The following is a 20,088-nucleotide window of genomic DNA, read 5'->3' on the forward strand; positions in this document are numbered from 1 at the left end:
ATGACGCAAATAGATTTATATCAACAAGTTTCTTTGGAATGTTCCAAAATCTTAACCAAGGCATATTCCACTTCCTTTTCAGCAGGAATTAGGACCTTAGACAAGTCATTCCATGATCCAATATATGCCATTTATGGATTTGTTCGATTGGCGGATGAAATAGTTGATACTTTTCATGAGCATGATAAAAAGCTGCTATTTGAAAGATTTAAGCAGGAAACTTATCAGGCTTTGGATGAGAAGATTAGTTTAAATCCCATTTTACAGTCATTTCAACAGGTTTTCCATACTTACCAAATGGAGAAGGAATTGGTAGATGCCTTTTTGTATTCTATGGAATTGGATTTAGTAGAGACGAATTATGATGAGGAGGGCTACAAAAGATATATTTATGGTTCAGCTGAGGTGGTTGGACTGATGTGTTTGCACGTCTTTTGTCAAGGAGATAAAACACAATACCAAACATTGAAATTTGATGCTTGTGCCTTGGGCTCAGCATTTCAGAAGATTAATTTTTTGAGGGACATAAAATCAGATTTTGAGGAAAGAGGGAGGGTGTATTTCCCCGGAATGGAGTATTTGCAAATGACCGAGCAGGATAAATTAGCCATTGAAGCAGATATTCAATTGGATTTTGATGCGGGTTTACGTGGTATTCAACGATTGCCCCAAGAGGCTAAAAAAGGAGTACTTTTAGCTTATTTGTACTATATCCGTTTGTTTGAAAGGATTAAACAGGCATCTTTGGAGCAAATCAAAAACGAGCGAGTTCGAGTGCCTGATGGGGAAAAATTGTGGATTTACGTGAAACTGATGTGTGGATTAGGGGGATAGCCAATGTAGTTTAGTTTTATGTATAGATAAAAAAACGTCCGATTGAAAAGGCGGACGTTTTCTTTTATCTGGGTTATTGAAACTAGTTTTTAGAGCCAGTAACCGCACCTGCAGCTTTTTTAGCATTTTGAGCTTCTTGCATGGGATTAGCTTGTCCGGCCCCATAACTTCTAGGTTGTGCCTTGAACAATTGTACACGCGTTGGCTGAGCAGGCTCACGAGGATAGGAGTTATCGTCAGTGTCTATGTCAGCAATTTCGAAATACGGGTCCAGCGTCCATTTAGCCACTTTTTTGCTGGTAGGAATAATCTTCTTAGCCTGAACATCATTTAATCTCCAGATTTCAGCTGGGAAACGAAGTACCTCATCTGTGCCATCCTCATAAGTCAATTTGACGATAACTGGCATCGGTAATCCACCTTTATTTTTGAAATTAACCACGTAGAAATTTTTTCCTTCCGCTACTAATTTTCTTTCCTCATCAGATAATGATGCCAAATAGTCTTGGTACTTTTTCTTTTCAGCATCATTGGTCGCAAAACGATCGTAGCTATTATAGAAATCTCTCATGTCAGGCTCTTTTTCTACTACTGTTTCTTTGATATCTGTTTTGTTACGGATGTTAGAAATAGTCTCTCTTTTAGCTAAAAAGTCGGCCTTATCTTTGGCTTTTTTCGCTACAGGATCTTGGTTATCGATGCCATACCATTCCACGGTTTCGATCGACTGATTTACAGGTTCTGTTCCATAGAACCAACCTCTCCAAAACCAATCCAAATCCACTCCAGAGGCATCTTCCAAGGTGCGGAAGAAGTCAGCAGGATAAGGTTGTTTGAATGCCCATCTGCGTGCGTACTCTTTGAAAGCATAGTCGAAAAGTTCTCTACCCATCACAGTCTCGCGTAAGATATTTAAGGCTGCCGCCGGTTTAGCATAGGCATTGTTTCCAAAATCCATGATGTTTTCTGAGTTTGCCATGATAGGTACTTGATTCTTAGAATCCAAACGCATGTAAGGTACAATGCTTTGAGCTTCACCTCTTCTAGCAGGGAAATTTCGATCCCACTCTTGCTCAGCTAAATATTGGCAGAATGTATTAAGACCTTCATCCATCCATGACCATTGTCTTTCATCAGAGTTAACAATCATCGGGAAGAAGTTATGACCCACTTCATGGATAATTACTCCAATCATGCCATTTTTTACATTTTCTGAATAAGTGCCATCTGCTTCAGGTCTACCACCATTGAAAGAAATCATCGGGTATTCCATACCTCCACCCAAAGTAGCATGACAAGAAATAGCTACTGGATAAGGATAAGCAATGGTTCTTTTGGAATAAGAACGTAAGGTATGAGCTACCACCATGGTAGAATATTTTCCCCAAAGTGGATTACCTTCTTTAGAGTAATAGGACATAGCCCAAACTTTCTTTCCCTCTACGTCCACTTGCATGGCATCCCAAATAAATTTACGAGAAGCAGTAAAGGCGAAGTCGCGTACATTGTCTGCTTTATAGACCCAAGTCTTTTTACCGGTAGGCTTACCTTTTTCAGCTTGTTCTGCTTCTTCTTGAGTAACAATCTCCACGGGTCTAAGGGCGGTTTTTGCTTTATCCCAACGTTTCAATTGAGCGGCAGTCATGACCTGATTGGGGTTTAATAATTCTCCTCCAGCACCTACTACCATGTCGTTCGGAGCGGTAATAGCCACTTTATAATTACCAAAATTTAAGGTGAATTCACCTTGGCCTAAAAACTGTTTGTGTTGCCATCCGTACACATCATTGTAAACGGCCATTCTTGGGAACCAATGGGCTATGAAGTAATTGGCATTGCCATCTTTCGCAAAAAACTCATAACCTGATCTACCGTAATATTCTGTGATTAAGTAATTCCAATCAATAGCAAAGCTTACGCTGGCTCCAGACTTCACCGGAGTGGGTAAATCGATACGCATCATGGTTTGATTGATGGTATAGCGAAGCGGATTTCCTTTGATGTCTTTTACTGCTGTAATTTTATAACCATAGCTCTTAGGATCTGTTAATTCTTTAAATGCCGATATGGGTATCCCATTTTTAATATCGCCAGTGCGAGTAGTCGTTCCAGCAGCCCCTTTTTCAAATAAGTTTTGATCTAATTGCAACCATAAATAAGGCAATTCATCGGGAGAATTATTGAAATAGGTAATGGTTTCTGAACCAATGATTTTCCGGTTGATATCATCCAATTCTACTTTGATATCGTAGTCGGCACGTTGCTGCCAATAGTCCTTACCTGGGGAGCCACTCGCCGTACGGTACGTGTTGGGAGTAGGCAAAATGGATTCTAATTGTTCGAAACGGTTGTTTGCGTTATAGGTGCCTGCTGGACTTTGCCCCCAAACTGGGCTAGATAATAGTCCAAAGTAAAGGATGTAAACTAGTTTTTTTATCATTGATGAGCTCTTTTTCCTCAAAAATAGAAAAAAGATTTTACTCTTTGTTCACACAGAACCAATAGACAACTTTTTCTCCTGAATTCTTGCTAAAAAAAAGGATAGCTTGACATTCTAGTCTTGGGTAGATTTTGTACTTTTGAAACTTATAGAAATAAATTAAAATCATAAAACCATGAGTGTGATCATTGGACAAAAAGAATATTTCAAGGGCATTGAGAAAATTAAATTTGAGGGAGTCGATTCAGATAATCCTTTAGCTTTTCGTTATTATGATGAAAATCGAATCGTAGCTGGCAAAACTATGAAGGAACACCTTCGATTTGCTATTGCCTATTGGCATTCCTTTTGCGGTGACGGTTCTGATCCATTTGGTCCGGGTACGCATCATTATCCATGGGATGTAGCGTCGGATCCTCGTCAAAGAGCTGCCGATAAAGCAGATGCTGCGTTTGAGTTTATTACTAAAATGGGAGCACCTTTTTATTGTTTCCACGACGTGGACGCTATCGATCAATCGAACGATCCCAAGGAATTCACGAGTCGTGTACAATATATCAGCGATATTTTTGCTAAAAAACAAGAAGAGAGCGGCGTTCAATTACTTTGGGGAACTGCTAATTTGTTTTCCAATGAACGTTATATGAACGGTGCAGCTACCAATCCAAACTTTGAGGTAGTGGCTCATGCAGGTGCCCAATTGAAATCGGCTATCGATGCTACGATTAAGTTAGGTGGTCGTGGGTATGTATTCTGGGGAGGTAGAGAAGGTTATATGTCATTGTTGAATACGGACATGAAACGTGAGCGCGAGCATTTTGCTAGGATGTTACATACATGTGTAGAATATGCACGTAGAAATGGATTTAAAGGAAAGTTCTTTATTGAGCCAAAGCCATGTGAGCCTACCAAACACCAATATGATTATGATTCAGCGACAGTAATCGGATTCCTAAGAGAATTTGATTTAATGTCTGAGTTTGGTTTAAACTTAGAGGTAAACCATGCCACTTTAGCAGGCCATACCTTTGCGCATGAATGTCAAGTAGCCTCAGATAATGGAATGCTAGCTTCCATGGATGCTAATCGTGGGGATTATCAAAATGGTTGGGATACCGATCAATTCCCTACCGATATCTATGAATGGGCAGAAGCCATGGCGATCGTATTACGTCAAGGGGGCTTAGCTGGTGGAGGTATCAATTTTGATGCTAAGCGTCGTAGAAATTCCACAGATCCAGCTGATTTGTTTTATGCACATATTGGTGGAATGGATACTATTGCAAGAGCCTTATTGATTGCTGATAAAATTTTGACGCATGGAGAAATGGATCGTTTGAAAGCAGCACGTTATTCGAGCTTTGATTCAGGAAAAGGAGCGGAGTTTGAGCAGGGTAAACTAAAATTGGAGGACTTGTACCAAATTGCTACAGAAATTGGTGAGCCAGCTTTAATTTCTGGTAAACAAGAATATTTGGAAAATTTATTGGGCAGATTTGTCTAAGAAAATGAAAAAAATACTCCTTTTATTGCTCTTAATCAGCAGTAATGTAAAAGCAGCAGGGCCGAAAGACCCTGCTCTTTTTTCAAGTGCCAAACCTTGGGCTTACTGGTGGTGGCCAGGAAATGCCGTTACAGAAAAGGGAATAAGCTATAATTTAGAGGCATTTGCCAAGGCTGGTTTCGGAGGTTTGCATATCATTCCTATTTATGGAGCCAAAGGATATGAAAAACAGTTTTTGACCTATCTAAGTTCTGAGTGGAATAGTAAATTGGCTTTTGTATTAAAGGAAGCAAAAAGATTGCACCTAGGGATTGATTTAACTCTAGGAACCGGTTGGCCATATGGTGGTCCGCAGATTGGACCGAACGAAGCAGCAAAAGCCTACCAAATCAAACAAGTCCCGGTGGCAGTTGGAGAAGGTATTCCTCCCATCTCAGCCAGCTTAGAAAAATTGCCTAATTCGAACTTGGTATCCATTACGGCCTACCAAGGAAAGGATTTTCAGGAGGATTTGTGGCCTTTATACCAACAGGGGAAAATGGCTCAATGGAAAGCAAAGACTCCCAACACTATCATTTATTTATTCTATCAGACCCTAACTCAACAAAAAGTGAAACGAGCGGCTCCGGGAGGGGAGGGCTTAGTGATGGATCATTTTTCGAGAGAGGCTTGGGAAACCTATAAACAACCTTTCATACAGGTTTTAAAGAAATCACATCCCCCACTGCGCGCCATTTATACAGATTCCTATGAGGTCTATGGCGCTAATTTTAGTCCTAAATTATTTGATGAATTCATTCAGTTAAATGGATATGATTTAAGACAATATTTGCCCGTTTTGGCGGAAATTAAGCCAGAGGGTGAATTTAAAAATCAGGTTTGGGCGGATTATCACCGAACCTTATCTCATTTATTATTGAACCAATTCACTAAACCATGGGCACAATGGATTAAAAGCTTGGGTTTTGTGAGTCGAGATCAGGCACATGGATCTCCCGGTAATTTGATTGATTTATATGCCTCCGTGGATATCCCTGAAACAGAGTTTTTTGGTAGTAAACCTTACACCATTCCGGGTTACCGAGTAGATTCGGATTATGACACCCTGCGTTTTGGAATACCAGATATTCGAAATATTAAATTAGCGTCTTCGGCAGCTGATATACTAGGTAAAAAATTAGTTTCTTGTGAAACTGCTACCTGGTTGGGAAATCATTTTAAAGTTTCGTTGGCACAGGTAAAACCTATCATCGACGAAGTATTTATTGGTGGGGTAAACCATGTATTTTATCATGGGGCTACCTATTCCCCACCGGAGGTAGCTTGGCCGGGTTGGTTGTTTTATGCCAGTACTAACTTTAACCCACAGAGTCATTTTTGGGGGGCATTGCCTGAGTTGAACAAATACATAGAAACCTGCCAAAGCATGCTGCAAAAATATCCTACGGACTCGGATGTGCTTTTATATTTTCCGATGGAAGATATTTGGCATCAAAGAAACACCACTGGGAAAACGCATGCCTTGGATTTACATGCTAACAGCCGTGATTGGATGATTCAAACGCCATTTGGTAAATGGGCCAATGCCTTGCAAAATAGAGGTTTTCAAGTAGATTATATTTCAGACAATTTGTTACAATCCTTGCAAGTAGTGGCTCCTAAAAAATGGAAAGCTCCTTCTGGAAATCTTTATAAAATGTTGTTAGTTCCACCAACCACACATTTGTCCTTGGAAAGCATGGAACTGCTGGCCAGTTGGGTAAAACAGGGTATGCCAGTCTATTTTTTAGAACGTATACCATCCTTGGGTAGTACTTGGAATTATTCGGTTGAGCAAAAAGACCGCTGGAGAAAAGCCAGAGAAAGCTTTCTGTTACGGGTATTGTATGATCCCGCCGATGCTCTTGCCAAACATGGCGTGACTAAGGAAACTATGGCCGATAAAGGGCTTTCATTCATTCGTAAGAGAACAGAAAATGGGTACTCGTATTTCATCGCAAATTTATCTCACCAATTTAAAGAAGGGGATCTAGCTTTGGCTAAATCAAGCACTAGTATTGAAATATTAAATCCCATGAATCAGGAGCGAAGCACCATCAAATTAGCTAAAAATAAGTTGCATAAATTGGCCTTATCTCCTGGTGAAAGTCGCATTATACGAGTTTCTTCGGCGTTGAAAGGTGGAGTAGCATCCAATTGGAAAGAGAAGGAAGAGATTCCCTTGAAACCAAGTGGCAAGATTCAAATAGATTTTGTTCAGGGAGCTCCGAGTTTACCTAAATCTTTCCAAATGGAGACTTTAGATTACTGGACGAAGGAGGTATCCACCCATCAATTTGGAGGAATGGCCAGGTATTCCTTGGATTTTACTTTGAGTACTGATGAGATTAAGTCTGCCAAAATACTTCATTTTGATCAAGTGCGAGATTGGGTAAATGTGAAATTAAATGGAAAGGAAATAGGTAAAGTATGGTCTATCCCATATCAAATAGCCATTCCTGAGGGAATTCTGAAGGAAGAAAATCATTTGGAATTGGAAGTAACTAATGTTGCTGCTAATAGGATTCGACAACTGGATAAAGAGGGAGGAAAGTGGAAGAATTTTTATGAAATCAATTTTGTTGACATTCGATATAATCCTTTTGATGCATCGCAATGGCCAATTACTGAAAGTGGATTATCAGGTAAATTATATTTTAGCAACCGATGAATTTTGCCGTAGCGCATCTAGTGGAAGTGATGCATTCTCACCGAGATGAGGAAAATGCGCATTGGATGAGGAAATATATGCGCGAGCAGTTTCCCTTTCTGGGGATAAAGAAGCCTATTCGGGCTGAAATTGTTAAAGCATGGTATCCATCCAAAGCAAAGGGTTTAGATTGGTTTCAAGTGGCCAATGAGCTATTTGGTTTAAAGGAGCGAGAGTTTCAATATGTAGCTATGGATTATCTTTTGTTAGAAAAAAAACATTGGGATGATCGGATTCCCACCTTGGTAGAGGATTGGATTGGTAAACAGTCTTGGTGGGATGTGGTGGATGTGCTTGGCCCCAAGGTCATGGGCTATTATTTTTCTGAATTTCCAGAGCAAAGAAACTATTGGATAAGTCGTTGGATGGCCTCAGGGAATTTTTGGTTGCAACGGGTATGTTTGTTGTTCCAACTATCTTATAAGCAGAATACAGATGTTAAACTGTTAGCCAATCTTATCCAATCACTTGCCCAAGAAAAGGAATTTTTTATACAGAAAGCTATTGGATGGTCATTGCGCCAATATGCCCGTACCAATGGGTATTGGGTAAGAGAATTTGTTCAATTGCAAGACCTTGCACCTTTAAGTAAGCGAGAAGCTATGATGCATTTATAAAAAATCCTTGCCGATCTTTAATCGACAAGGATTTTGGACAATGAGGCTGTTTTGCCATGTAAATTCTTATTTTCTTTTCTTCATCAAAGCTAGCTCATGAGCTGTATCGTAGTAGCTCCGTAAATTTGACCAGTCAAAGGTATCTGCGATACTTTCCACACGGTTTCTTTGGGTGATACGGTCTCTTTGAGACTGTTGGGTAAATTTGAACAAATTATTCGCTAGCTGTTCTACGGATTCTTGGTAGCTTTGGCTCTTACGATTGACTACGCTCACGCCCCATTGTTCATAATCTCGCATAATTTGCATGATGTAATCACCAAATCCCGATAAGTCAGAAGTAACCGTAGGTACTCCTCGTGCCATACATTCCAAAGGCGTATAACCCCATGGTTCATAGTAGCTAGGGAATACCCCCAAATGACAACCACGCACAAACTGACTATAATCTAAACCGAACAAGGGATTGGTGGAAACTATAAAGTCAGGATGGTAAACAATTTTCACTTTATCATCCGCATTATTTAGTAAATTGGTTCTATACAGATTTCGAATGATATCATCTTCCTGTTTTAACAAGTGGGTAACCACTTTTGGTCGGGAGCTTGATTTCCAGGTCTGAACCGTTCTTCTCAACCGAAGTCTCCAGTATTCATCCACAAAATTATTTAAGTCTGGAAGCTGCAGATTATTGGAAGAGGCAGCAGCCAAAAAGAGCTTTTCTCCCACTTCTTTTTCTATGGCAGAGCAGTTTTCACGGATCTCATCTAATACCGCTCTGGAATGTAATACCTCCGGATCAATGGAGTGGTAAGGTTGCTTGGTAACGAAGAACATGACCACCGTTTTTTTAGACCCAGCTTCTTTCATTTTTTGGTTTAATAGCGCCAAAGCGTCTATGGTTAAATCATAGCCTTTATTGCTGAATTCAAATCTACCTGAGGTAAACAAGTATAAGGTTTGGTCCAAATCAAAAGCCTGACTTTGGAAGAAATGTCCCATGACGAATTCAGAAAGGTTTTGCTTGTACTTGGAGTGTAAATTTTGGTGCTCATGTAAAGCAGCAAAACGTTGAATATTGAGGCCATTGGGTAAAATAAGCTCCGGAATACGGCCTAAAAAATATTGACATTCCTTGGCGGTAATATCACTAACGGTAGTTAAAACATCCGCCTTTTGGGCTGCCTGCCTTTCAAAGCTGGCTTGCGCTTCTATTCCATAATTGACGGCTTCTTTATACCAATCAAATGTATCAATGACATCGTAGAAATTGGGTACATTTCCAGCTAAATACCGGCCCAGCATGGTGGCGTGGGTGGTAAATACGGTAGAAATTTTTACTTTATCTTTCTTTAAATCAGGTAGGCAAGTAGATGCCATCCATTCATGAAAATGAACGATTAAATCTTTCTTACTCTGATTTTCCTGAGTCCATTTGCTTATAAATAAACGGATTAATTCACCTAATGCCACCGTTTGATTCACCAATTCCTCTGCACCTAAGGTAGAAATTTTGTGATTTTCCCAAATCCTTCCTTTGATGCTATTTACTTGATCGTAGATGGAAGCAATGTCAAACAAGATGATTTTGGGCTTTCCAGTGATAAGCCAATGTCCATAATACACTTGATATCCTTCTCCTCGCATCCATTGTATAGCCCTTTCGATAGGGCTTTCATCCGTCAATGGTAAAGCTTCAAATTCAGCTGCAGCAGTTTGAGGAAAATAAGGACCTAATAAGGCATAATCTTCTCCCCATTTCTCTACCATAGAAGGGACCTTGGTGCGTATTACCGTATAGATTCCACCTACTTGATTACAGGTTTCCCAGGCTACCTCTATCAGGAATTTCTTTTTAACTACGGGCTTTCTTGTTTTTACTTCGTTTGCCATAAAATGGTAATTTAAGACATGTAAGAGGCACTTTCTATTACTTCCGTTTTGCCATTCTTAGTTACTGTGAAATTAAAGCCTTTTTGAATAGAATAAGCGCCATATTCGCCTTTTTTATTCATGGCTAAATACCCGACCTGAAAATCTTGATACTTATATCTTTTGACGATGCGCATGATGGCTTCTTCGCAGGCTTGTTGGGGACTTTTTCCTTGTCGCATAAACTCAACAATAAGAAAGGAGCCTAAGGTTTTCATGACAAATTCACCTAAACCTGTAGCGCAAGCTCCACCTACTTCATCATCGCAAAATACGGCTCCTCCAATGATGGGGGAATCTCCTACTCGTCCGTGCATTTTGAAGGCCATTCCAGAAGTAGAACAAGCACCAGCTATTTCACCAGCCTTTCCCAAAGCTAATAGGCCAATAGTGTCATGTCTTTCTATGTTGACTTTAGGCTCGTATTTTGCTTGTTTCTTCCATTCCAACCACGCATTTTTAGATTTTTCTGTTAGTAAATTTTGCTTTTTAAATCCCTGGGATAAAGCAAATTCTAGGGCTCCAGCTCCCGAAAGCATAACATGGGGAGTCTTTTCCATTACTGCCCTTGCCACAGAAATGGGGTGCATGATATGTTCTAAAAACGTAACGGAACCTGCATTTCCCAGATGATCCATGATGCAGGCGTCCAGGGTTACATGTCCATCTCGATCAGGGTATCCACCATAACCCACTGTGGTTTCATTGGGATCTGCCTCGGGGACCCATGCGCCAGCTTCTACACCATCAAGGGCTCTACCCGTTTCCATGATTTTTTGATATCCTGCTTGGGTTCCTTTTTCGTTTTTCCAAGTGGCGATGATGATCGGTTCGGGGGCCGTTTTCACCTCTTTTAATAAACTTGGACTAGCTAGTCCTAATACTCCAGTTGTTTGTAAAAATGATCTTCTTTTCATTCAAATTTTATAGTCCTCGACCTCTTAAGAAATAATTTTGTTTGTTGATTGAATAACAAATGTGTAAAATTGTCTTTCCAAAGTAAAAAAAAATCTTTGAATTTTCATCTTCAAATTATGCCTAACGCATCAATGAGACAATTTAAATCCGTTTTCCCCTTAATCGTAACCCTTATTTGGACCTACGCATTGCACACCAACTGGGGCACTTTGCCTCCCATGGGTAAATTATTGAGTCCTTTCCAGGGCTTTTGGGTCAATGCTGAAAAAGCAGACGCCAGCGAACAAACCGAAGAAACACTTCAAATTCCAGGATTATTAGAGCCTGTGCAGGTCTTTTATGATGAGATGGCCGTTCCTCACGTTTTTGCACAAAACGACCATGATTTATATATGGCTCAGGGTTATTTGACAGCCAAAGATCGTTTATGGCAAATGGAGTTTCAAACGCATTTTGCAGGAGGTAGAATTTCTGAGATTGTGGGCTCAAAAGGATTGGCCTCTGACCAGTTTCAGCGCCGTATGGGGGCAGTTTATGGAGCAGAACAATCATTGAAAGGTATGGTGGAAGATCCAGTGGCTAAGGCTTCATTAGAGGCCTATGCTGATGGGGTGAATGCCTACATTGCGACCTTGAATGATCGTAAATTACCTCTTGAATATAAATTATTGAATTATCGTCCAGAAAAATGGGAGCCTATAAAAAGTGCTTTGTTTTTGAAGAACATGTCTTTTGTACTTGCTTCAGGAACAGATGATTTAAAAATGACCAATATTTTAAGAAAATATGGGAGAGAAGTAGCAGAGCATTTATTTCCTAACTATCCATTTGAAGAGAGTCCTATTATCCCAGAGGGAACACCTTTAGATTTTAAACCATTACCTATACCTGCTGCTCCTGCCGATTTCATAGGTTTAGGTAGTAGTATGAAAACTCCAGAAAAAGATCCAAACACGGGTTCTAATAACTGGGCAGTCGCTGGTAACAAAACGATTTCAGGGATGCCTATTTTGGCGAATGACCCACATCTGACCTTGTCATTGCCCTCTATTTGGTACCAAATGCAGCTAGTTGCGCCGGGAATCAATGTATACGGATCAACGATGCCCGGTTCGCCGAATGTTATTACTGGATTTAATAAAAATATTGCGTGGGGAGTAACCAATGTGGGTTCTGATGTGCTAGACTGGTATCAAATTAAGTTTAAGGATGCCTCCAAAAGAGAATATTGGCACGATGGGAAATGGAAGAAAACCCAGTTGCGCATAGAGAGATTCAAAGTGCGCGGAGAGGACGATTTCGTGGATACCGTATTTTTTACCCATCACGGACCTGTGGTTTATTTGAGTCATGAAAAACCATTTAAATCGAATATCCCAGTTGGTCATGCTTTAAAGTGGATAGCCTTGGAAAAATCTAGTGAGGTTTCAGCATTTTATAAGTTGAACCGAGCAGCTAATTATGATGATTATAAAGCGGCTATTACCTATTTTTCTGCCCCAGCTCAAAACTTTGTTTTTGCGAGTAATCAGGGTGATATAGCCCTTTGGGTGAATGGGAAGTTTCCACTTAAATCCAATTTGCAGGGTAAGTATTTGATGGATGGTACCGATCCAGCGGCAGATTGGAAAGGTTATATCCCGCATGATCATGACCCTCATGTTAAAAATCCTCCTAGGGGCTTTGTAAGCTCAGCCAATCAGTTTTCAGTGGATAAATCCTACCCATATTATTTGGGCTGGCAATTTGCACCCTCAGAGCGGGGTAGAAGAATCAATGAAAGGCTAACAGTGATGGAGAAGGCGACCGTTGACTCTTTGCGGGGTTTGCAAAACGATAATTTTAATATTCGAGCTCGTCGCTTATTACCCCTGCTTTTACCTCACGTGACTCAACCTACACCAGCCATGTCAGCGGCATTGGATGTTCTGAAAAAATGGAATTTACAGAATTCAAAGGAATCCATCGGAGCCACCATATTTGAGAATTGGGTGATTTTATTGCAGTCGTCGCTTTGGGATGATGAATTTAATAGCGATGAAAAAGTACCTATGAATATACCTACGGTAGATCGTACGGTTAAATTAATGATAGAAGAGCCTAAGGCTATTTGGTGGGATAATGTAAAGACCAAGAATAAAAAGGAGAGTATGGAGGAAATCATCCGCACTTCTTTCCAAGCCAATGTGGATAGTCTGACTAAGCTACACGGATCACTTGGAGAGAATTGGGCCTGGTACAAACACAAACAAACGGGTGTTCGACATTTAATTCCTGGTATGGATGCATTGAGTAGGCTCAATATTCCTATTGGCGGTGGCGGATCTATCGTTAATGCTTCCACCACTAAAACAGGACCATCTTGGCGACTGGTGGTTGAATTATCTAAGTCTGGTAAGCCAAATGCCTATGGGGTTTACCCTGGTGGACAATCAGGAAATCCAGGTAGCCCACATTATGATGATTTGATTGATACATGGGCTAAGGGAGAGTTGAAGCCATTGTTGTATATGCATCAAGCCGATCAAAAATCGAATCGAATTAGAAAAAAAGTGATATTAACGAAGTAATCATGACTCAACATAAAATAAAAACAACATCCAAGCTTCTATCCATTATCATAATGATACTTGTAGGAGCTATCGTACAGGTATATTTGCCTTGGTATACCATGGGAATGGCCTTTGGTATTATTTCTTATTTGTTATTATTGCCAAGTAGATCAGCCTTTGTGGTAGGCGGGGGAGCAGGCTTTATTTTATGGGCTTTGGCTGCTATTTGGATGGATAAGCAGTTTCCAAGTACTTTGCCAGGTCGTATGGCACAGCTTTTACCTTTAGGGGGAAGCGTCATGGCCCTGTATTTGCTTACCGGAGTCTTTGGAGGATTAACAGGGGCTTTATGGTCTTGGGCTGGATCAAAATTGAGAGGATCTCATTGAAAATTGTAATTTTTTAGGACAACTGAACAAGACCTTGTATCTTTGCGTCCTAGTCATTTTTAAACATTATACCCGTGAAAAATCTTCATTATGCTTGGTTAGTAGTTTTAACTTTTGCCATTGCTTATTTGTATTTTAAACCAACTGGATCTACAACTGGTTTGGGAGCCACTACTTCTGATGGAAAAAGAATAGTTTTTGTTAATTCAGACTCATTGTTGAATAACTACCAATTCTACAAAGACGCTCAAAAAGAATTTGAAAATAAAGGTTACCGCTTGCAAGTTGATTTAGGTCAAAGAGAGCGTGCACTTCAAGGGGAGCTTCAGGCTATTCAACAGCGTGCTTCTGCTATGACTCAAGCAGAGCTACAGGCAGCTGATATGACTTTGAAAAAGAAAGGAGCTGAATTGCAACAGTACAGCCAGCAAAAACAAGCTGAATTAGGTCAAGAGCAGGCCAAGAAAAACGAAGAGTTGTATAACAACATTCGTGAGTATATCACCAAAGTGAACAAGGAGAACAAATATGAGTTTGTGTTGGGTTATTCTAAATTAGGTGGAGGTATTTTATTTGCAGATCCATCTGTGGATGTAACTCAAAAGATGATTGAAGGATTGAACAAAGAATATGCTGCTAAAAAAGCAGGCAAATAATTTATAAATGATTAAAAGGCCACACAGCTTGTTTCTGTGTGGCTTTTTTATGGACTAAACAATGGCCAAAGAAAAAATTCAAAAGAAAGTAGAAATCCAGAATAGAAGGGCTTCTTTTGAATATGCATTTTTAGAGACCTGGACAGCAGGATTAGTTTTGACGGGTACGGAAATTAAATCTATCCGTCAAGGTAAAGCTAATCTAACGGATGCCTATTGCTTATTCCATCAGGAGGAGTTGTATGTAAGAAATATGCATATTTCTACTTATGAAGAGGGAACCCATTTTAACCACACGCCACTTCGTGATCGGAAATTGTTGCTTTCTAAAAGAGAGCTAAAAAAGCTGCAAAAAGAATTAAAGAATGTAGGGTTGACTATCATTCCTACCCGATTGTTTATCTCTGACAAAGGCTACGCTAAATTGAATATTGCTTTGGCAAAAGGTAAAAAGAGTTTTGATAAACGGGAGGATATTAAAGAGAAAGATGTCAAGCGTGAAATGGCTCGACAATTATCCTAGGCATTTTTTCTAAACCTACGGGCAATTTTTACTGCCAACATAATTAGAATACCAAACACAGTAAATCCTATCAGTCCGTAAAGCCAATCCAGGCTATTTTTTCCTACAACAAGAAATACGACCGAAACAAGTAGAATGGTGGCTATTTCGTTGAATAAACGAAGCTGAGATCCGGAAAAAATAAAGTGCTGCTGACGAAATTGTTGGATAAGGTATCGACAATAAAAATGATAGATGGTGATAGCCACGACAAATCCTAATTTTAGGTGTAGCCAGGTATGCTGTCCAAAGGACTCCAACCATTGTAAATAAATTAAACTCAGCCCAGTTATCCAGGTTAAAAACATGGCAGGTATCATGATGGCATTGAATAATACCTTTTGCATTTTCTCAAATTGGGCAGATAAAATAGTACGTTCAGGCTCTTGCTTATTTTGAGATTCTGCATGATAAACCAATAATCTAGGTAAGTAAAATAATCCAGCAAACCAACTTACTACAAAAATGATGTGTAGTGATTTTATGATGGGATAGATCATGCTCTTTGGTAGCGTTTGAATAAACTATTGACTTTCAATTGAATCACCCCAAAGATAGCTTCTTTGAAAATATTGGCAGACATTTTGCTTTCTCCTTTGGTACGATCGGTGAAGATAATTGGCACTTCAATAATCTTAAAGCCATATTTCCAAGTAGTGAATTTCATTTCTACTTGGAAGGCATATCCTATAAATTTGATTTCCTCTAAAGGGATAGTTTCCAAAACTTCTCTGCGGTAACAAACAAAACCTGCTGTGGCATCTTGAATGGGCATCCCTGTGATAAAACGAACATAAAAACCGGCGAAATAGGACATCAAGACTCGTCCAATGGGCCAATTCACCACATTGACGCCATTGATATATCTGGAACCTATGGCCATATCGGCTTCTTTTTCGCAGGTTTGGTATAAACGAATTAAATCGTCAGGATTATGCGAAAAATCGGCATCCATTTCGAAAATATAATCGTATCTTTTTTCAATGCAATAATTAAATCCAGCAATATAGGCGGTACCAAGGCCCAATTTTCCTTGACGTTCTAATAAATGAATTCTTTCTGGGAATGTACCTTGTAATTGTTTTACTGCTTGGGCTGTGCCATCTGGGGAGCCATCATCTACGATGAGTATGTCAAACAAGGGCTCAAGGCTCATCACCTTTTCTATGATGGCTTGTATATTTTCAATTTCATTGTAAGTCGGGATGATGACAATCCTCGAATTCATAAATCTATTTTTTTGGATAGCAAAAACATTCGGTCAAGTGGTCATTTACCAGTCCTGCAGCTTGCATAAACGAATAGCAAATGGTAGGACCAACGAATTTAAAACCGTGTTTCTTCAGTGACTGGCTCATGGTTAGGGAGAGCTCGGTACTGCTAGGCAATTCTTGATGACTGAAGAAATGGTTTTGTATGGGCGTGTAATTCACAAATTCCCAAATGTAGCGATCAAAGCTACCAAATTTTTCCTGAATATTGATGAATGCTTGTGCATTCATTTTTACGGCATTTATTTTTAGACGATTTCGGATAATATGTGGGTTATTAAGGCATGCGCTTAATTTCTTCTCAGGCCATTGAGCAATTTTTCGATAATCAAATTGATCAAAGGCTTCTCTGAAATGGTCTCTTTTACGCAAAATGGTTATCCAACTTAGACCTGATTGAAAGCCCTCTAAGATTAATAATTCAAATAATTGTTGGTCATCATGCACAGGAATTCCCCATTCCTGGTCATGATAGGCTATATAGAGAGGGTCTGAATTAACCCACGCACATCTTTTTTCCAACGTCATCAGTGTCAATTGAATTGCAAGCAAGTGAATTTGTGGCAAATAGCCTTGTTAAAAACTGATAAAATTTTATAAATAATGCATCAAGAACTTAATTTAAAAGCTTTCAAAAATATAATTACCTTTGGGCTTAGAAATAGGTGTGTAGATCTTTTTCATGAGATTGTCACTTAATAGGGAATTTGGTTTAAGCCAAAACTGTCCCCGCAACTGTAAGTTTTTGTAAGCATTTGTCTATCAATTGCCACTGGAGATTCTGGGAAGGCCAACAAATGATGAAAACAAGTCAGGAGACCTGCCTACTTCCATTCTTGATTTCGCATTACGGAGGATGAAGTGAGATCGAGCGTTCGAGTACTTTCCAATTTTTATAGCCGAGAGGCTTAACATCATGTTTAATTTTAAATGGCAATGCCTAGCATTGGGAATTATTTTATGCTCAAATTTTAGGGCGTTTTCTCAGCAATCTGCTGAAAATCAAGTATTAACTGAAGTGCAAGTATCTGCCCCCAAGTATCCCTCTAAAATCGACCAAACGGGTAAGGTAGTCAGTTTGATTAACCGGGCTCAATTAGATCAAATGGTAGGTAAAAGTTTGGCAGAAGTGCTACAAATTCAAGCGGGAATTTCTGTTAGTGGGGCTAGAAGTGCACCTGGTTCCAATCAGGAAATTTATGTACGAGGAGCCAATACAGGACATATGCTTTTGTTGATTGATGGTTTTCCAGTAAATGATCCGTCTCATATCTCTCAGGTGATGGATTGGAATTTGTTGGATATTAGTTCTTTGGAACGAATCGAAATTTTGAAGGGAGGCCAATCTACTTTGTATGGATCTGATGCCATGGCAGGGGTGATTAATCTGGTGACTCAAAAGTCGAATACACGCCAAGTTCGAGGTTCCGTTCAAGTGCAAGCAGGTAGCATAGGAGAGCTCAACAGCACTGCTCGAGTTCAAGGAGCATTGGCTAAAAACTATTGGAGTGTACAAGTGCGCGACTATGTGAGTCGGGGTTATTCTGCTGCAAAAGATACAATTGGCAGTTTTGAAAAGGATGGGTTTAAACAGCAGCAAGTTCATTTAACTTGGTCGAGACCTATTGGATGTAAGTCTTGGGTAGAGTTGTATTATCAATGGAACGCAAATAAAAGTAATTTAGATGCTGGTCCATATACCGATGAAAAGGATTATGCGGCAAAGGCCAAGTCCAATTCATTGCGTTTTCAATACCAATACAAGGGAGAAAATACAAACTGGTATTTGCGGGCATTTCATGAAGTCATTGATCGAGTATTCACCAATGATTCAACTTATATTGCGCCCAATGCCTGGACTAATTTTTCCAATTCCAATTATGAAGCCAAAAGTCAAGGTTTAGAATGGTATGGGAAATGGTCCATGGCTAGAAAACTCACTTTGTTGGCAGGTTCCGAATATAGATATCAAAATACGCTTCAATCTGATTATTCCATTAGTTCTTATGGTCGATACGATTCTCCATCCCTTGCTCCTGGTAAAGCCCATCAATCAATGTGGGCTTTGTTCGTTATGGTTCAAAAATCGGGTGAAAGAAGGGGGATTGAGTTGGGTACACGGTGGAATAAATCATCAAATTTTGGGGACTTTACCACTTTTAATTTGAATCCTTATCTGATTTTGACACAAGATTCTAAGCTTTTTGCCAATGTGTATACAGGCTTTAAGGTGCCTTCTTTGTATCAGTTGTACTCGCCCTATGGTAATAGTGACTTAAAACAGGAGTTAGGAACTACGCTGGAAATGGGGTATTCCATCGCTAAAACGGCATGGTCATCTAGGGTAGTGGTATTTCAAAATGAAGTCAAAGATGGAATAGTTTTTCAATCAAAAAATGTGGACCCCTATGGTCAATATGTGAATGTTTCTCGGCAAAGTACCCGAGGGGTCGAGTTAGAAGGGGGCTATCAATTAGGCCCTTTTAGGTCTACGATTAATTACACCTTTTTAGATGGTAATTTGACGAATAAAATAGGTGGAAAAGATAGTACGTATTCCTCTTTGATTAGAAGGCCGGCGCATGCCATTGCACTGAATTTAGGGCTTCAAATTTCGCCTTCTTGGCAAGTTTCTTGGTTGCATCACTGGCAAGCAAGAAGAGTGGATATGGTTTATGACGAAGCATTATTTTCGGTGGTTTCCAAAGATTTGTCGGCTTATTTATGGTCAGAAATTCAAAGTAGTTATCAGCTAAATAGGCATGTGCAAATGAATCTGCTGATTAAGAATTTATATCATCAAAAATTTGTAGAGTCTTATGGCTATTCGACGCAGCCCTTCAACTTTCTTTTGGCGCTAAAATATCAGTGGTAGTTAGTCTGCTTTCCTCAACGCTGTCAAGGTTTTAAACCTTAACAGCGTTAAGCTAAGGTATGCAGTTTTCGGGTGTGATAAATCCTTAATACTGATAATATATTTCATTTATCTAAAGCTTGATAAAATTAAAAGAAAATCAATAAGTTGAGGGTGATTGTTTGAATAAAATGGGCAATTTTACCAACGCTGTCAAGGTTTCAAACCTTGACAGCGTTAAGAAAAATTAAGGCTTAAAGCGCTCATAGACATCTTTGCCAGAGACAGGATCTTTCCCAAATAATTCAATGTAATTGACCGAAGGCATGAATTTACTTTCGTCAACACTAACGAAAATTCGCTTGAGTACCTGTAGTTTTCCGTTGATTGGGAAGAGGGCGATGGGTACTCCTTGAGGATTTAATTTAACGACAAACTTTCTTTTTCTATAGGCCAAAAAATACCCTTCATAAGATGGTTCAATTTCCCCATTCATTTTATTGGTGTAAAGCCCATATGCCAAGGTTTTTTGTACGGATGATAGTTCTTGGTATTGGCCTTTCTCAGCATATCGAATCCAGTAAGTATGCACTGGATTTTTTGCATTTAAGGATTTATTTGCAGTTAAATTGGCATCATAGATTACCACATTGGCGTTAGAGCTTCGTTGAATGTAAAATAATCTAATAGCACTTTCTGGTGGCGTTGGAAAGGGCTCAGAGCTTGACCAAGATGGAATATAGGCCATCAAAATCAGCGTAATGCTGCAAAAAAAATTGGGCAATAAGTTCAAAATAAAAATGGAATGAA

Annotated in this window: 16 protein-coding genes and 1 riboswitch; of the genes, 9 read left to right on the forward strand and 7 right to left on the reverse strand. The window is 39.5% G+C overall.

All coding sequences use genetic code 11. The annotated features are described in order from the left end of the window. Nucleotides 1-834 (forward strand): phytoene/squalene synthase family protein, encoded by an 834-nt coding sequence (locus ESB04_RS05710; protein WP_129026768.1) that lies wholly within the window; start codon nt 1-3, stop codon nt 832-834. Between the two features lie 82 nt (nt 835-916). Here the strand turns inward: ESB04_RS05710 and ESB04_RS05715 are convergent, their stop codons facing one another. After that, the gene (locus ESB04_RS05715; RefSeq protein WP_129026769.1) at nt 917-3,274 is read right to left on the reverse strand and encodes a M1 family metallopeptidase; all 2,358 of its coding nucleotides are present in this window, start codon (nt 3,272-3,274) and stop codon (nt 917-919) included. A gap of 175 nt (nt 3,275-3,449) precedes the next feature. Between ESB04_RS05715 and xylA the strand changes: the two genes are divergently transcribed. From xylA to ESB04_RS05730, 3 genes are read left to right on the forward strand one after another with little or no spacing between them, the layout of a single operon-like run. Then, nucleotides 3,450-4,778: a xylose isomerase gene (xylA, locus tag ESB04_RS05720; RefSeq protein ID WP_129026770.1), complete on the forward strand. Its 1,329-nt coding sequence runs from the start codon at nt 3,450-3,452 to the stop codon at nt 4,776-4,778. A gap of 4 nt (nt 4,779-4,782) precedes the next feature. Beyond that, entirely contained in the window at nt 4,783-7,488 is a 2,706-nt protein-coding gene (locus ESB04_RS05725; protein WP_129026771.1) for a glycosyl hydrolase, read from the forward strand. Continuing rightward, a complete protein-coding gene (locus tag ESB04_RS05730) occupies nt 7,485-8,144 on the forward strand; it encodes a DNA alkylation repair protein (protein ID WP_129026772.1) in 660 nt (219 codons plus the stop codon). The genes ESB04_RS05725 and ESB04_RS05730 overlap by 4 nt, the downstream gene beginning before the upstream one ends. A gap of 66 nt (nt 8,145-8,210) precedes the next feature. On the opposite strand, the gene ESB04_RS05735 is transcribed toward ESB04_RS05730, so the two are convergent. After that, on the reverse strand, nt 8,211-10,037 hold the full coding sequence (locus ESB04_RS05735) for a glycosyltransferase (RefSeq protein ID WP_129026773.1): 1,827 nt from the start codon (nt 10,035-10,037) through the stop codon (nt 8,211-8,213). Between the two features lie 11 nt (nt 10,038-10,048). Beyond that, on the reverse strand, nt 10,049-10,993 hold the full coding sequence (locus tag ESB04_RS05740; RefSeq protein WP_129026774.1) for an isoaspartyl peptidase/L-asparaginase family protein: 945 nt from the start codon (nt 10,991-10,993) through the stop codon (nt 10,049-10,051). A gap of 117 nt (nt 10,994-11,110) precedes the next feature. Here ESB04_RS05740 and ESB04_RS05745 point away from each other — a divergent pair, with 117 nt between their 5' ends. The 4 genes from ESB04_RS05745 to smpB all read left to right on the forward strand — a co-directional run bounded on the left by ESB04_RS05745 (nt 11,111) and on the right by smpB (nt 15,114). Further along, nucleotides 11,111-13,564, forward strand: a complete 2,454-nt coding sequence (locus tag ESB04_RS05745) for a penicillin acylase family protein (RefSeq protein WP_235832181.1) — start codon at nt 11,111-11,113, stop codon at nt 13,562-13,564. 53 nt (nt 13,565-13,617) lie between these two features. Continuing rightward, on the forward strand, nt 13,618-13,935 hold the full coding sequence (locus tag ESB04_RS05750) for a hypothetical protein (protein ID WP_129026775.1): 318 nt from the start codon (nt 13,618-13,620) through the stop codon (nt 13,933-13,935). Nucleotides 13,936-14,009: 74 nt separating this feature from the next. Beyond that, the gene (locus ESB04_RS05755; protein ID WP_129026776.1) at nt 14,010-14,591 is read left to right on the forward strand and encodes an OmpH family outer membrane protein; all 582 of its coding nucleotides are present in this window, start codon (nt 14,010-14,012) and stop codon (nt 14,589-14,591) included. A 61-nt stretch (nt 14,592-14,652) separates the two neighbouring features. After that, a complete protein-coding gene (smpB, locus tag ESB04_RS05760) occupies nt 14,653-15,114 on the forward strand; it encodes an SsrA-binding protein SmpB (RefSeq protein ID WP_129026777.1) in 462 nt (153 codons plus the stop codon). Here smpB and ESB04_RS05765 read toward each other — a convergent pair. From ESB04_RS05765 to ESB04_RS05775, 3 genes are read right to left on the reverse strand one after another with little or no spacing between them, the layout of a single operon-like run. Beyond that, entirely contained in the window at nt 15,111-15,653 is a 543-nt protein-coding gene (locus ESB04_RS05765) for a CopD family protein (protein ID WP_129026778.1), read from the reverse strand. The two genes, smpB and ESB04_RS05765, sit on opposite strands and share 4 nt — an antisense overlap. After that, complete coding sequence (locus tag ESB04_RS05770; protein WP_129026779.1) at nt 15,650-16,381, reverse strand: polyprenol monophosphomannose synthase; 732 nt, start codon at nt 16,379-16,381, stop codon at nt 15,650-15,652. The genes ESB04_RS05765 and ESB04_RS05770 overlap by 4 nt, the downstream gene beginning before the upstream one ends. Before the next feature lie 4 nt (nt 16,382-16,385). Beyond that, nucleotides 16,386-16,952: a DNA-3-methyladenine glycosylase I gene (locus ESB04_RS05775; RefSeq protein ID WP_129026780.1), complete on the reverse strand. Its 567-nt coding sequence runs from the start codon at nt 16,950-16,952 to the stop codon at nt 16,386-16,388. A gap of 118 nt (nt 16,953-17,070) precedes the next feature. Then, nucleotides 17,071-17,266: riboswitch (cobalamin riboswitch) on the forward strand. A 74-nt stretch (nt 17,267-17,340) separates the two neighbouring features. Here ESB04_RS05775 and ESB04_RS05780 point away from each other — a divergent pair. Continuing rightward, a complete protein-coding gene (locus tag ESB04_RS05780) occupies nt 17,341-19,299 on the forward strand; it encodes a TonB-dependent receptor plug domain-containing protein (RefSeq protein ID WP_129026781.1) in 1,959 nt (652 codons plus the stop codon). Nucleotides 19,300-19,525: 226 nt separating this feature from the next. Here ESB04_RS05780 and ESB04_RS05785 read toward each other — a convergent pair whose 3' ends face one another. Further along, nucleotides 19,526-20,026, reverse strand: coding sequence for a DUF4833 domain-containing protein (locus ESB04_RS05785; protein ID WP_129026782.1), 501 nt, complete (start codon nt 20,024-20,026; stop codon nt 19,526-19,528). Between the last annotated feature and the right edge of the window lie 62 nt (nt 20,027-20,088).

It is taken from the genome of Aquirufa rosea (genome assembly GCF_004118285.1).
In the GTDB taxonomy this organism is placed as follows: domain Bacteria; phylum Bacteroidota; class Bacteroidia; order Cytophagales; family Spirosomataceae; genus Aquirufa; species Aquirufa rosea.